This is a genomic window from Phenylobacterium sp., from assembly GCF_041919955.1.
Classification (GTDB): domain Bacteria; phylum Pseudomonadota; class Alphaproteobacteria; order Caulobacterales; family Caulobacteraceae; genus Phenylobacterium.
In genome coordinates, this window is sequence record NZ_JAYRSU010000003.1 from 1 (window position 1) to 12,808 (window position 12,808).

Sequence of the window (12,808 nt, forward strand, 5' to 3'; positions counted from 1 at the left end):
TGGGGAAGTGCGGCCGTAGCCGCTCCATCTGCTCGTCCGTCAGCCAATACAGGTCGCTCATATCCAATCTCCTTGCAGAGCCTGAATCAGATCGAGCGCATCACATCAATGGGTCCTGAGCCTAAGGAAGACGGCTACAATCCGAAGGTCAACGTCTCGTATGACCTGACCGACGACTTCCTGGTCTACGCCCAGGCCGCGCGCGGCTTCCGCTACGGCGGCATCAACACCCCGGTTCCGAAGGACGTCTGCGCCGCTGAGTTGGCCGACTTCCAGCGCACCGGAACCGACCCGAACGTGTTCTCGGCCGACAAGCTGTGGAACTACGAAGTCGGCGGCAAGGGAACCCTGGCGGACGGCCGCATCCGCGTGAACGGTTCCTACTTCCACCTGGTGTGGGACGACATGCAGACGGCCCGCCGTCTGGACTGCGGCTTTGGTTTCCGCGAGAACGTCGGCGGCGCGGTGTCGGACGGCGTGGAACTGGAAGTCGTGGCCCATCCCATCGACGGCCTGACCCTCACGGCCGGCGGTTCCTACATCAATTCGCGCCTGTCGCGCGACGTGGTGAACCTGAAGGCCAAGAAGGGCGACAAGGCGCCGTTCGTGCCGGAGAAGACCTTCAACGCCTCGGCGGAATATAACTTCCCGCTCACCGGCACGATCGACGCCTTCGTCTACGGCAACGTCCAGTACATGGGCGAGCGCGCCACCGAGTTCAGCCCCTCCCAGGCGGCCTATCGCAAGATGGACGCCTACACCCTGGTTAACCTGCGCGCTGGCGTGAACTACGGAAACGTCGAGTATTCGGTCTACGCCAACAACGCCTTCGACGATCGCGGCGTTATCCGGGCCATGCCTGCCAGCCCGTTCGATCCGGAAGCGCGTATCCGCGTGACGCCGCGCACGATCGGAGCCAATGTGCGGATGACGTTCTAGTCGTCCGGGGCCGGCGGGTTCGCCCGTCGGCCCTTTTTGTTTGCGAGGACATATGAGCCTGATCCGCCGCGCCGTCCTCGGCGCCACGCTCGCCCTGGCCGTGGGAGGGCTCGCCCAGGCTGCAGCGCCCGCGGTGGTCCCTGTGGTGATGACCACCGACCTGGGCGTGGTCGAACTCGACCTCTATCCCGCCAAGGCGCCGGTCACTGTCGCCAATTTCCTGCGCTATATCGACGAGGGCCGCTTCACGGGCGCGCGCTTCTATCGCGTCGTGCGCTCCGACACCGATCCGAATTTGAAGGCCCCGATCCAGGTGATCCAGGGCGGTATCGACGACGAGGCTCACCGCGGCCAGATGCTGCCGCCGATCGCGCACGAGACCACGGCGACAAGCGGGATTTCCCACACCGACGGCGTCATCTCCATGGCCCGCGACGGCCCGGGCACGGCGACCTCGGAGTTCTTCATCACGGTCGGCGACAACCGCGCCCTCGACTTCGGGGGGCTGCGCAATCCGGACGGGCAGGGCTATGCGGCTTTTGGCCGGGTGACCCAGGGCATGGACGTCGTGCGGAAGATCCAGGGCCAGCCCTCGAACGCGCCCACCGACGTCGTCTATGTGAAGGGCCAGATTCTGGAACGCCCGGTCCAGATCCTGTCGATCAAGCGCAAGTGAGAGCCCCTATGCCCCGCAAGTTCCTCATCGCCGCCGGCCTGACGCTCGGCCTCGCGTTCGCCGGTCCGGCCCTGGCCGACGACCGTGCGGCCATCGCCAAGGTGCTGGCCGATTCCAGCGCCGGCTGGACCCGCGGCGACCTCGACGCCTTCATGGCCAGCTACGAGAAGGCGCCGCAGATCAACTATGTCAGCGGTGGCAAGGTCATCCAGGGCTTCGACGCCATTCGCGCGACCTACGCCCCGCGCTTCGCCGATCCAAAGGCGATGCCGCCGCTCTCGACCGAGATCGTCGACTTCGACCCGCTGGGTAAGGACTACGCTGCGGTCGTCGGCCGCTTTCACCTGAAGATGCCGGACGGAACCGACGCGACAGGGCTCTTCAGCCTGATCTTCCACAAGACCAAGGACGGCTGGCGGATCGTTTCCGATCATTCGAGCTGACCCATGCGGTTCATCGACCACGACGAGGTGGCCAGGCGACTGACCTATGAAGTCGCCATCCCCATCGTGCGCGAGGCGATGATCGCCTTCTCCACCGGGCAGACGCGGCAACTGCTGCGCTCGATCATTCCACTGGCCCAGGGCAGGATGTTTGGGATCATGCCCGGCGCGCTCGGCGAGCGCGCGCCCTTCGGTGCGAAGATCATCAGCGTCTACCCGGAGAACTTCGAAGCCGGACTACAGTCGCATCAAGGCGTCATCGTCCTGTTCGAGCCGGAGAGCGGCGCGCCGGTCTGCGTCGTCCACGCGGGGGAAGTCACAGCCATCCGCACAGCCGCGGCCAGCGCGGTGGCCACCGACGCGCTCGCCCGGCCGGACGCCTCGCGCATGGCCATCCTCGGCTATGGCGAGCAGGCCCGGACCCATCTGCGGGCCATCGCCAAGGTGCGCGCCCTCGATAACGTGCTGGTATGGGGGAGGGCGCCTGAGCGCGCCGAGGCTTTCGCCCGCGAGATGTCCGCCGAAATGGGCCTCCAGGTCGGCGCGGCGCCTGACGTGCAGGCGGCGGTCGCGCAGGCCGATATCGTCTGCACCGTGTCAGCCGCCAGCGAGCCGATCCTCAAGGGAGGGTGGCTGCCGCCCGGCGTCCACGTCAACCTTGTCGGCTCCAGCCGCGCTGGCCCTGCGGAGGCCGACGATGACGTCGTGCGCCGCTCGCGCTTCATCGCCGACAGCCGCGAGGGCGTGATCGCCCAGGGGGCCGAGTTCCTCAACGCCAAGGCCGCCGGCGTGGTCGGCGACGATCATGTAGTCGGCGAGATCGGCCAAGTGCTGGCGGGCCAGATCGATGGGCGGCAAAGCCGCGAGCAGATCACGGTCTACAAGTCGCTGGGCCACGTCGTGCAGGACCTGGCCAGCGCCTGGGCGCTTTATCGGGAAGCGATCTAGCTGGAGGGCCTCGGCGGCCCGGCTTTGCGCGCCCTGGCGACTTCACGGGCCAACCGGCGGTCGTCCAGACCGCCCTGGATCAAGTGCGGGCCGACCAGATAGGCCGGCGTGCCCTTCAAGCCGAGTGCGAAGGCCTGGGCCGCATGTCGATTCAGTTGCTCGTCGATGTCGCGGGCATGCTCGGCCATGTCGCGCGTCAGCTGGTCCGCGTCCAGGCCGGCGCGGCGGGCGACCTCAGGCAGCCGATCGGCCGTCAGAGGCGCAGGATCGCTCATCAGGGCGCGATGCAGGGCCAGGTACTTGTCCTGGCGCTGCGCCGCCAGCGCCGCCTGCGCGCCCAGTCGCGAGGCCTCGCCTAGGATCGGCCAGTCCTTGAAATGCACCCGCACACGAGGATCGGCGGCCAGCAGCCGCTCCAGCGCCGCGTCCGTGCGTCGGCAGATGGGGCAGCGATAGTCGGTGAACACCACCACGATCACATCGGCGTCCGCCGCTCCGGCGCGCGGCGTGCCGGCGTCTCTCAGGACCGATTCCACGACCGGTGTGAGGCGCACGACCACCGGCGGCGGCCCCTGCAGGCGCAGGACGAACGCGATCAGCGCCCCGACGCCGGCCAGCACCGCCAGGGTCAGCAGCGGAGAGGCCTCCGCGGCCTTCGACGCGCGCTTAAGCAGGTGCGCGAACGTCACGGGCGGCTCCGGCGATGTCGGTGAGAAATGGTGGATGCGACAGGGATTGAACCTGTGACCCCCTCGGTGTGAACGAGGTGCTCTCCCGCTGAGCTACGCATCCGCCGCAGGAAGGGTGCGCCTATAGCCGCTCGCTTTGCGCCGGGCAAGCGCTGAGAAGCTGAACACATGCTTTTGGCATCTCGTCGAAGTGGTCGACCAGGATGTCGGCGCCTAGCTCGGCGACCGGAATCTCTGTGTAGCCGAAGCTGACAAGGATCAGCGGCGTCTTTGCGGCGCGCGCCGCGCCCGCGTCGGTCGATGCGTCGCCGACCATGACCGCACGGTCGATCCGCCCGCCGGCCGCCTCGACCGTGTGAATCAGATGTCGCGCGTCGGGCTTGGGGGCCGGAGCCGCGTCGGCTCCGATCACCGCGTCGAAGAAACCGGCGAGATCCAAACGCTGGAGGATCGGCGTCGACAGCCGGGTCAGCTTGTTCGTGCAGACCGCCAGCCGCGCGCCCGCGTCCTTCATGGTCTTGAGGGCGGCCACGGCGCCGGGAAAGGGGCGGGTCAGGTCGGCGCTGTGCTCGTTGTAGTGGGCGATGAAGCGCTCGAAGAGCTCGGGCATGCGTTCGGCCGGTGCGGGATGGCCTTGGGCCGCGAACCCGCGCTCGATCAGCCGGCGCGCGCCGTGGCCGATGAAGGGCCGGGCCTCGTCGACGGGCAGGGGCGCGATCCCTTCCTGCTGCAGGATCACGTTGAGCGTGCCGATCAGGTCGGGCGCGGAATCGACTAGCGTTCCGTCCAGATCGAAGACGATGGTGGCGCCCGCCAGGGCCGTCAGGTCGGTCAAGCGCGTCGCCTCCGTCGAAACCGCTCGCCGTTTCGGCTAAACGCCGGATGATTGCAACATCGCCGACTCGCGAAGGGACCGCCCATGACCAGACGCGCCGCAGTGATCATGGCCGCCGGCCAGGGAACGCGCATGAAGTCGCCGACCCCCAAGGTGCTTCACAAGGTCGGCGGGCGGGCGATCCTCGACCGCGTGATCGACACGGTTCAGGCCAGCGGCTGCGAGCGCATCGTGGTGGTGGTCGGCAATCACAGCCCGGGCGTGCGCGCGCTGGTCGAGGCCCGCCTGGGCGCTGACGCTGTCGCCGTACAGGACCCGCCGCTCGGCACCGCCCACGCCGTCCTGGCCGCTCGCGACGCCCTGGCCGATTTCGATGGCGACGTGCTGGTGCTGAACGGTGACTGTCCGCTGCTGGAGCCGCACGACCTGGAGCCGCTGTTCGACCTGCGCGAGAACGGCGTGGCCATGGCGATGCTGGCGTTCGAGCCGGCCGACCCGCTGCTCTACGGTCGGGTGCTGCGCGGCGCCGACGGCCATGTGCTGCGGATCGTCGAGGCGCGCGACGCCACCGAACAGGAGCTGTCGGTCAAGATCTGCAACGCCGGCATGATGGTCGCCGACCGCGCCAGGATGTTCGGCTGGCTCGCACAAGTGCGCAACGACAACGCCAAGGGCGAATATTATCTGACCGACATCGTGAAGATCGCGGTGGCCGAGGAAGCCCTGGTCAAGGCCGCCATCGCGCCCGAAAGCGCGGTCATGGGCGCCGACACGGCCATGCAGCTCTCCCAGGCCGAGGCGATCTTCCAGCAGCGGCGGCGTGCACATTTCCTGGCGCAAGGCGTGCAGATGCTGGCGCCCGACACGGTCCATTTCAGCTGGGATACGGAAATCGCCACCGCCGCCGTGATCGAGCAGTTCGTGGTGTTCGCCCCCGGCGTCCGCATTGAGGCCCAGGCCGTGATCCGCGCGTTCAGCCATCTGGAGGGCGCTCATGTGAAGGCGGGCGCCCTGATCGGGCCCTATGCCCGCCTGCGGCCGGGCGCGGAGATTGGCGAGGAGGCGCACATCGGCAACTTCGTCGAGGTCAAGAAGGTCAAGGTCGGGCCGGGCGCCAAGGCCAACCATCTCAGCTATCTCGGCGACGGCGTCGTAGGGGCCAAGGCCAACCTCGGAGCCGGCACGATCTTTTGCAATTACGATGGCTTCGACAAGCACGAGACCCATGTGGGCGAGGGCGCTTTCGTCGGCTCCAACTCGGCCCTGGTGGCGCCGGTCACGATCGGTGCGGGAGCCTATACGGGCTCGGGGTCGGTGATCACCCGCGACGTGGCGCCCGACGCGCTCGCGCTGGAGCGCGGCCAGCAGGTCGAGAAGGAAGGCTGGGCGGCCCGGTTTCGCGCCATGAAGCTGGCCAAGAAGGCCAAGAAATAGCATCGCCCAGCGACCCGGCTTGGCCTATGTGACCGCCATGAGCACTCTCGCAGACGATCAGAAGCGGGCCGCAGGCGAAGCCGCCGCCGCGCTTGTCGAAAACGGCATGACGGTTGGCCTGGGCACCGGTTCGACCGCGGCTTGGTTCGTGAAGGCGCTGGCGGCCCGCGGCCTCGGTATCGTCGGCGTGCCGACCTCCCTGGCCACTGCCGAGCTGGCGCAGAGCCTGGGCATCCCGCTGGGTGAGCTGGGCCAGGTGAAGTCGATCGACCTGACCGTCGACGGCGCCGACGAGATCGGCCCGGCCCTGTCGCTGATCAAGGGCGGCGGCGCGGCGCTGCTGCGTGAGAAGCTGGTCTGGGAGGCGTCCAAACGCTGCGTCGTCATCGCCGACGCCGAGAAGCGCGTCGCGACCCTCGGCAAGTTTCCGCTGCCGATCGAGGTTGTCGCCTTCGGCCACGAGATCACCGCCCTGCGCATTTGCGATGCTCTGGCCGAGTGCGACCTGGGCATCGCGCCGCGCCTGCGGCTCAAGGACGGCGCCCCCGTGAAGACCGACGGCGGCAACCTTATCTATGACGCAGCTTGCGGGCGCATCGAGGATCCCGCCCAGCTCGCCGACGCGCTGAAGAGCGTGACCGGCGTGGTCGATCACGGCCTCTTCCTCGACCTGGCGGACATGGCCCTGGTGGGGACGCCCGACGGCGTCGTCACCCTGGAGCCCTAAGGAGCAGCAAGTTGGGCAAGTACGACTACGACCTCTTCGTTATCGGGGCCGGTTCGGGCGGCGTGCGCGCCGGACGGCTTGCGGCGCTTACCGGCGCCAAGGTCGGGCTGGCCGAGGAGCATCGGGTTGGCGGCACCTGCGTCATCCGCGGCTGCGTGCCGAAGAAGTTCATGGTCTACGCGTCGGAATTCGCCAACCAGGCGGCCGTGGCGGAGGGCTACGGCTGGTCGGCCAGCCAGGCGACCTTCGACTGGAAGCGGTTCCTGGACGCCAAGGACCGCGAGATCTCGCGCCTGTCGGGCATCTACGTGACCAACCTCAGCAACGCCGGCGCCGAGATCGTCCACGCCAAGGCGCGCCTGGCCGACGCCCATACCGTCGAACTGGAAGGCAAGGGGAGCGTCACCGCCGACAAGATCCTGATCGCCACCGGCGGGCGGCCCTGGAAGCCGACCGAATTCCCGGGCGCCGAGCACATCATCACCTCGGAAGAAGCCTTCCATCTGGACGAGCTTCCCAAGCGCATCCTGATCGCCGGGGGCGGCTATATCGCGGTCGAGTTCGCCGGCATCTTCGCGGGGCTGGGCGTCGACACCACCCTCGTCTATCGCGGTCCGAACCTGCTGCGCGGCTTCGACGACGACGTGCGTGCGCATGTGGCCGAGGAAATGAAGAAGCGCGGCGTGAAGATCATGCTGGGCTGCCAGCATACGGCCATCGAGAAGACCGCCACCGGCTACGTCAACAAGATGACCGGCTGCGCCGACATCGAGACCGACCTAGTCATGTTCGCCACCGGCCGCCGTCCCTATGTCGATGGCCTCGGCCTCGAGAACGCGGGCGTGCGACTGAACGAGGCCGGCGCCATCGCCGTCGACAAGTTCTCGAAGACCAATGTCGACAACATCTGGGCCGTGGGCGACGTCACCGACCGGATCAACCTGACGCCGGTCGCCATCCGCGAGGGCGCGGCCTTTGCCCAGACCGAATTCTACAACAACCCGACCACCTTCGATCACGACATGGTGGCGTCGGCGGTGTTCTCCCAGCCGCCGGTCGGTTCGGTCGGCCTCTCGGAGGCCGACGCTCGCCATCTTCATGGCAAGGTCGACATCTACCTGTCCCGCTTCCGTCCGATGAAGACGACCTTTTACGGGGGCGACGAGCGGTGCCTGATCAAGCTGGTGGTGGACGCCGCTTCGCAGAAGATCCTGGGTTGCCACGTGGTGGGCCCGGACGCGCCGGAAATAATCCAGATGGCGGCTATCGCCCTCAAGATGGGGGTGACCAAGCAGCAGTGGGATTCGACCTGCGCGGTGCACCCGACTCTGGCCGAGGAGTTGGTCACCATGCGCGACAAGTACGTGCCCCAGGGCGCGGCCGCGTGACGACAGGGCAGGGGGCCGGGCGGGGCGAACTCTGGCTGGGGGGCGTGCTCGTCCTCCTGTTCGGGCTCACGCCGCTGGTCGCCTGGCTCGCGCCGCTGGCCTTCGCGCCGCTGGCGGCGATTTGCGGCCTGGCCGCGATCTGGAACCTTCGAAGCGGGGAGAGCGACCGGCCCGCGGCCATCGCCATCCTCGTGTTGGTCTGCTGGGCGGCGGTGTCGCTGGTCTGGAGCCCGAACCACCCGACCAAGCTCGGCAATTCCACGGCGCTGAAGCTGATCGCCGAGGCGATCCTTTACTGGTCGATGTTCCGCGCCGCCGGCCGCGCCGCGCCGGCCTCGCGAAAGCTGGCGCTGAAGCTGCTGGCCTGGGGCTTGGCCGCTTACGGCGTTGTGCTGGTCATCGAGGCGGCGAGCGGCGCGCTGCTCTATCGCAGCCTGCGCGACGCCATCGGCGATCCCATCCGTCCCGACCTCGGCGTCAAGAACGTGGCCCAGGGCGCCTACGCCCTTGCGGCCCTGGCCCCCATCGGCGCGCTCGCCGCCTGGCGAACCGGCGGAGGTCCCTGGCCAGGCCTGCTGATCGCCGCTGGAGTGATCGCCGCGACCCTCGGGCTGGCCGCCGACGCGCCGACCCTGGCGCTGGTGGTCGGGCTCTGCGCGGCGGCGCTGGCCTGGGCCTGGCCCACCGGAGGACCGCGGGTGATCGCGGCCGGCGCGGCGGCCTATGTCCTGGCCGCGCCCCTCGTGGTGTTCGCCGCGCGCAAGACCGGCGTCTTCCAGGCCATCGAGGAGAAAGTAGAGCTCTCCTGGTCGATGCGGATGGGTTACTGGCGTCACGCGGTCGACTGGATCGGCGACCATCCGTTCCGCGGCTGGGGGATCGACGCCAGCCGCATGTTCGGACCCGGCATCGCCCTGCATCCCCACAACGGCGCGCTACAGGCGTGGCTGGAACTGGGACTGATCGGCGCCATGGCCATGGCTGTGTTCTTCGCGGTCGCCATCGCCCGCCAGGCGAAACGCGGGCGCGATCCTGCCGCCGCCGTCGCCGTTGCGGTGGCCAGCGCCTATCTCGTCATGGGGGCGGTCTCCTTTGGCCTCTGGCAGGAATGGTGGCTGGCTGTGGGCGCCGTGGCCGCCACCGGATGCCTGGCCCTTCACCGCCAGGGCGTGGCCGAAAAGGCCTAGCGCCGGGCGCAAACGGCGCCTAGGTCATCGACGGCCCGGCCTTTCCGGGTTTAGAAGCCAGCGGCCCGATCGAGCCGGGCGCGGAGTTGGAACATGAGCGACCACTGGACACCTGCCTCCTGGAGGACCAAGCCGGCCAAGCACGTGCCGACCGACTATCCGGATCTGGCCGAGCTGACCAAGGTCGAGCAGACCCTGCGCGGCATGCCGCCGCTGGTGTTTGCCGGTGAGGCGCGTCGACTGAAGAGCCTGCTGGGCGATGTGGCCGAGGGCCGCGCCTTCCTGCTGCAAGGCGGCGACTGCGCCGAGAGCTTCAAGGAATTCCACGCCGACAACATTCGCGACACCTTCCGCCTGATCCTGCAGATGGCGGTGGTGCTCACCTTCGCCGGCGGCAAGCCGGTGGTGAAGGTCGGGCGCATGGCCGGCCAGTTCGCCAAGCCGCGCTCGTCGCCGGTCGAAAGCGTCGGCGGCGTCGAGCTGCCGTCGTATCGCGGCGACATCATCAACGGCATGGAGTTCGACGCCGGCTCGCGCACGCCCGACCCGCAGCGCCTGCTGCAGGCCTACAGCCAGTCGGCGGCGACCCTGAACCTGCTGCGCGCCTTCGCCGGCGGCGGCTATGCCGACCTCTACAACATCCACCGCTGGACCCTCGGCTTCGTCGCCGACAGCCCGCAGGGCGCGAAGTACCGCGAGCTGTCCGAGAAGATCAGCGAGGCCCTGACCTTCATGGCGGCCATCGGCGTCACGCCCGACAGCCAGCCCGACCTGCACCGCGTCGAGTTCTTCACCAGCCACGAGGCCCTGCTGCTGGGCTTCGAGGAGGCGATGACCCGCGTCGATTCCACCTCCGGCGAATGGTACGACACCTCGGCCCACCTGATCTGGATCGGCGAGCGCACCCGGCAGTTGGACGGCGCGCATGTCGAGTTCTTCCGCGGCATCAAGAACCCGATCGGCGTGAAGTGCGGCCCGACTATGGAGCCGGACGACCTCCTGCGCCTGATCGACGCCCTGAACCCGAAGAACGAGCCGGGGCGTCTGACGCTCTACGGTCGCTTCGGTCACGACAAGATCGCCGAGCGCCTGCCGCGCCTGCTGCAGGCGACCAAGGCCTCGGGCCGCTCGGTGGTCTGGGCCATCGACCCGATGCACGGCAACACCCTGACCGCCGCCAACGGCTACAAGACCCGGCCCTTCGACCGCATCCTGTCCGAGGTGAAGAGCTTCGTGCAGATCGCCGAGGCAGAAGGCGTCCATCCGGGCGGCGTGCACCTGGAGATGACCGGCCAGAACGTCACCGAATGCCTGGGCGGGGCTCGCGCCCTGACCGAAGGCGACCTGGCCGACCGCTACCACACGCACTGCGACCCGCGTCTGAACGGCGAGCAGGCGCTGGAACTGGCCTTCCTGGTGGCCGAGAAGCTCAAGGAAGAGCGGCTGGAAGCGGCTCTGCGCGCGGCGGTCTAACCCGCCGCCGCGGCCATCCGCTGGCGCGCCGCCTGCCGGGCGCCCTGGGCTTCCTTCAGGACGCCCGCCGCGCCCAGGCCGAAGGCCGGCATGTTGTTGTAGACGTTCTCGTAGGCGCCGGCCTTGACCACATAGGTCTCGTGCCAGATGCCGACGTCGCCGTTCGAGGCGACCGCGCGGTTGAACGCCTGCCAGGCGGGCAGGTGGGCGTTGGAGCCGCTGCGGGCATAGGCTTCGAGCGCCTCGAAGCTGCGCCAGTACTGCACGACCATGACGACCGGCAAGCCGAAGTGGCTGCGCGCGTGAAGCAGGCCGAGCTCGGGACGCTTCGCCAGCTCTATCAGCATGCGCGGCATGGCCTGGGCGACGGGCCACCATTTCCAGACCTTCCAGAGTTTGTTGATCCGCATGCCGATCAGGAAGACGACGAACTCGCCCTCCAGCTCGGCGCACATCCGATTGGCGATGATCCTGCTCATGAGGCCCTCCCTGGACTCGCGTAATATACGCTGTAAGCCATCCTCGTCGAGGGCGTATGGAGGCGGCGAGGGCGCCTGAAAAAAAGGCGCCAGGGCCAAGCTCGCCCTTGCCTTGCGGCCTGCAAAGCCTCACGTTCCGCGCCTCTTTGAAAACCGGTGAGACCATGGCCGACCCGGCCCAGGCGGCCCTTCCCTCGGGAGGGCGCGAAATCGACGTTGTCCGCAAAGAAACCGCCGAGCTGTGGAAGCTCTCGTGGCCGGTGGTGCTGTCGCGCCTGGGCATCATGGTGATGGGCCTGTCCGACGCCATCGTCGTCGGCCGCTTCTCCGCCACCCAGCTGGGCTATCATGCCTTGGCCTGGGCGCCGACCAGCGTGGTGGTGACCATGTGCGTGGGCCTGCTGACCGGCGTCCAGGTGATGACCGCTCGCCGGATCGGGCAGGGGCGTCGCGACCTCACCGGGGCGGTGCTGCGCCGCGGCCTGGCCTACGCCTTCTGGATCGGCGCCATCTCCACCGCGGTGACCCTGCTTGGCGGCCCCACGTTCCTGCACCTGATCGGGTTGGAGACGGACCTCGCCGACGGGGCGGCGCGCGCCATGCTGATCTTCGCCCTGTCGCTGCCCGGCTACGCCTTCAGCGTCGCGGCCAGCTTCTGGCTGGAAGGGCTCGGCCGGCCCAAGCCAGGGGCGGTGATGATGTGGGCGGCCAACGGGGTGAACCTGGCCCTGCTGTTGGTGCTGGTGCCCGGCAATTTCGGGCTTCCCGCGCTCGGCGCAGTGGGCGGCGCCTGGGCGACCACGGGCGCCCGGACGTTCCTGGCGCTCGCGTTCCTCGTCTACATCTGGCGGATGCCCGAGGCCCGGGGGCTGGGCGTCTTCGACAAGTCCGAGCGCGACCGCCCGGCCGAGGTCGAACAACGCCGTATCGGCTACGGCGCCGGCGCCTCGAACTTCTTCGAGGTCGCGGCCTTCGCGTCGATGAACGTCTTCGCCGGCTGGATGGGCGGCCTCAGCGTCGCGGCCTGGGCCGTGGTGCTGAACGTGGCGGCGATCATCTTCATGGTGCCGCTCGGGCTGTCGACGGGTACGGCGGTCATGGTCGGCCGCGCCTATGGCGCGCGCGACGCGCACGGCGTGGTGCGCTCGGGCCTGATCGGCTTCGGCATTACCGCGGCCTTCGGCCTGGTCATCTCGCTGGTCGTCTGGCCCGCCGCCGGCCTGATCAGCCAAGCCTACACGTCCGACCCGAAGGTCATCGCCATGGCCTCGGCCGCGTTGGTGCTGTCGTGCCTGTTTTTCCTGGTCGACGCGCTGCAGGTGGTCATCGCCCAGGCGCTGCGTGCGCGGGGCGATGTCTGGTTGCCGACCTTCACCCATATGACCAGCTATGTGCTGGTGATGATGCCACTCGCCTGGTTTCTGGCGATCCATCTGAAGATCGGCCTCAATGGCATCGTCTGGGCGGTCATCGCCGCTTCGTTCCTGTCGGCGGGTCTGCTGGGATCGCGCTTTGCGATCCTGGCGCGGCGCGGGTTGTAGCCGCAGTATTTTTCTCGCGGTGAACGGTCGATTCACGCTGACCTGCCAT

Annotated in this window: 13 protein-coding genes and 1 tRNA gene; 10 read left to right on the forward strand and 4 right to left on the reverse strand. The window is 68.4% G+C overall.

Features of this window, described 5'->3' with window-relative positions:
- The first annotated feature begins 108 nt into the window (after positions 1–108).
- From ACE3T2_RS03300 to ACE3T2_RS03315, 4 genes are read left to right on the forward strand one after another with little or no spacing between them, the layout of a single operon-like run.
- Positions 109–939 carry a TonB-dependent receptor domain-containing protein gene (locus ACE3T2_RS03300; RefSeq protein WP_374654678.1) on the forward strand — a complete coding sequence of 277 codons (831 nt, stop codon included), beginning with the start codon at positions 109–111 and terminating at the stop codon, positions 937–939.
- A gap of 52 nt (positions 940–991) precedes the next feature.
- The gene (locus ACE3T2_RS03305; RefSeq protein WP_374654680.1) at positions 992–1,615 is read left to right on the forward strand and encodes a peptidylprolyl isomerase; all 624 of its coding nucleotides are present in this window, start codon (positions 992–994) and stop codon (positions 1,613–1,615) included.
- Positions 1,616–1,623: 8 nt separating this feature from the next.
- Positions 1,624–2,058 (forward strand): SgcJ/EcaC family oxidoreductase, encoded by a 435-nt coding sequence (locus tag ACE3T2_RS03310; protein WP_374654682.1) that lies wholly within the window; start codon positions 1,624–1,626, stop codon positions 2,056–2,058.
- 3 nt (positions 2,059–2,061) lie between these two features.
- Positions 2,062–3,006, forward strand: coding sequence for an ornithine cyclodeaminase family protein (locus ACE3T2_RS03315; RefSeq protein WP_374654684.1), 945 nt, complete (start codon positions 2,062–2,064; stop codon positions 3,004–3,006).
- On the opposite strand, the gene ACE3T2_RS03320 is transcribed toward ACE3T2_RS03315, so the two are convergent.
- The 3 genes from ACE3T2_RS03320 to gph all read right to left on the reverse strand — a co-directional run bounded on the left by ACE3T2_RS03320 (position 3,003) and on the right by gph (position 4,530).
- A complete protein-coding gene (locus tag ACE3T2_RS03320) occupies positions 3,003–3,695 on the reverse strand; it encodes a DsbA family protein (RefSeq protein WP_374654686.1) in 693 nt (230 codons plus the stop codon). The genes ACE3T2_RS03315 and ACE3T2_RS03320 overlap by 4 nt on opposite strands.
- Positions 3,696–3,723: 28 nt before the next feature.
- Positions 3,724–3,798: transfer RNA gene (locus ACE3T2_RS03325), tRNA-Val, on the reverse strand.
- 18 nt (positions 3,799–3,816) lie between these two features.
- Positions 3,817–4,530 (reverse strand): phosphoglycolate phosphatase, encoded by a 714-nt coding sequence (gene gph, locus ACE3T2_RS03330; RefSeq protein WP_374654688.1) that lies wholly within the window; start codon positions 4,528–4,530, stop codon positions 3,817–3,819.
- 84 nt (positions 4,531–4,614) lie between these two features.
- Here gph and glmU point away from each other — a divergent pair, with 84 nt between their 5' ends.
- The 5 genes from glmU (at position 4,615) to ACE3T2_RS03355 (ending at position 10,739) form a co-directional block, all read left to right on the forward strand.
- A complete protein-coding gene (gene glmU / locus ACE3T2_RS03335; protein ID WP_374654690.1) occupies positions 4,615–5,964 on the forward strand; it encodes a bifunctional UDP-N-acetylglucosamine diphosphorylase/glucosamine-1-phosphate N-acetyltransferase GlmU in 1,350 nt (449 codons plus the stop codon).
- A 37-nt stretch (positions 5,965–6,001) separates the two neighbouring features.
- The gene (rpiA, locus tag ACE3T2_RS03340) at positions 6,002–6,691 is read left to right on the forward strand and encodes a ribose-5-phosphate isomerase RpiA (protein WP_374654692.1); all 690 of its coding nucleotides are present in this window, start codon (positions 6,002–6,004) and stop codon (positions 6,689–6,691) included.
- A gap of 11 nt (positions 6,692–6,702) precedes the next feature.
- Entirely contained in the window at positions 6,703–8,079 is a 1,377-nt protein-coding gene (gene gor, locus ACE3T2_RS03345) for a glutathione-disulfide reductase (RefSeq protein WP_374654694.1), read from the forward strand.
- Positions 8,076–9,266: an O-antigen ligase family protein gene (locus tag ACE3T2_RS03350; protein ID WP_374654696.1), complete on the forward strand. Its 1,191-nt coding sequence runs from the start codon at positions 8,076–8,078 to the stop codon at positions 9,264–9,266. Before gor ends, ACE3T2_RS03350 begins: the two co-directional genes overlap by 4 nt.
- Positions 9,267–9,359: 93 nt before the next feature.
- Positions 9,360–10,739, forward strand: coding sequence for a class II 3-deoxy-7-phosphoheptulonate synthase (locus ACE3T2_RS03355; RefSeq protein ID WP_374654698.1), 1,380 nt, complete (start codon positions 9,360–9,362; stop codon positions 10,737–10,739).
- On the opposite strand, the gene ACE3T2_RS03360 is transcribed toward ACE3T2_RS03355, so the two are convergent.
- Positions 10,736–11,218, reverse strand: a complete 483-nt coding sequence (locus ACE3T2_RS03360) for a DUF4188 domain-containing protein (RefSeq protein ID WP_374654700.1) — start codon at positions 11,216–11,218, stop codon at positions 10,736–10,738. The two genes, ACE3T2_RS03355 and ACE3T2_RS03360, sit on opposite strands and share 4 nt — an antisense overlap.
- Positions 11,219–11,382: 164 nt before the next feature.
- Here ACE3T2_RS03360 and ACE3T2_RS03365 point away from each other — a divergent pair, with 164 nt between their 5' ends.
- The gene (locus ACE3T2_RS03365; RefSeq protein ID WP_374654702.1) at positions 11,383–12,759 is read left to right on the forward strand and encodes an MATE family efflux transporter; all 1,377 of its coding nucleotides are present in this window, start codon (positions 11,383–11,385) and stop codon (positions 12,757–12,759) included.
- Positions 12,760–12,808: the final 49 nt, after the last annotated feature.

Bases quoted from the DNA above. Each gene is read 5' to 3' on its own strand.
- ACE3T2_RS03315 (WP_374654684.1), top strand. From the start codon at position 2,062: ATGCGGTTCATCGACCACGACGAGGTGGCCAGGCGACTGACCTATGAA.
- ACE3T2_RS03365 (WP_374654702.1), top strand. From the start codon at position 11,383: ATGGCCGACCCGGCCCAGGCGGCCCTTCCCTCGGGAGGGCGCGAAATC.
- ACE3T2_RS03305 (WP_374654680.1), top strand. From the start codon at position 992: ATGAGCCTGATCCGCCGCGCCGTCCTCGGCGCCACGCTCGCCCTGGCC.
- glmU (WP_374654690.1), top strand. From the start codon at position 4,615: ATGACCAGACGCGCCGCAGTGATCATGGCCGCCGGCCAGGGAACGCGC.
- ACE3T2_RS03310 (WP_374654682.1), top strand. From the start codon at position 1,624: ATGCCCCGCAAGTTCCTCATCGCCGCCGGCCTGACGCTCGGCCTCGCG.
- ACE3T2_RS03360 (WP_374654700.1), bottom strand. From the start codon at position 11,218: ATGAGCAGGATCATCGCCAATCGGATGTGCGCCGAGCTGGAGGGCGAG.
- rpiA (WP_374654692.1), top strand. From the start codon at position 6,002: ATGAGCACTCTCGCAGACGATCAGAAGCGGGCCGCAGGCGAAGCCGCC.
- ACE3T2_RS03300 (WP_374654678.1), top strand. From the start codon at position 109: ATGGGTCCTGAGCCTAAGGAAGACGGCTACAATCCGAAGGTCAACGTC.
- ACE3T2_RS03355 (WP_374654698.1), top strand. From the start codon at position 9,360: ATGAGCGACCACTGGACACCTGCCTCCTGGAGGACCAAGCCGGCCAAG.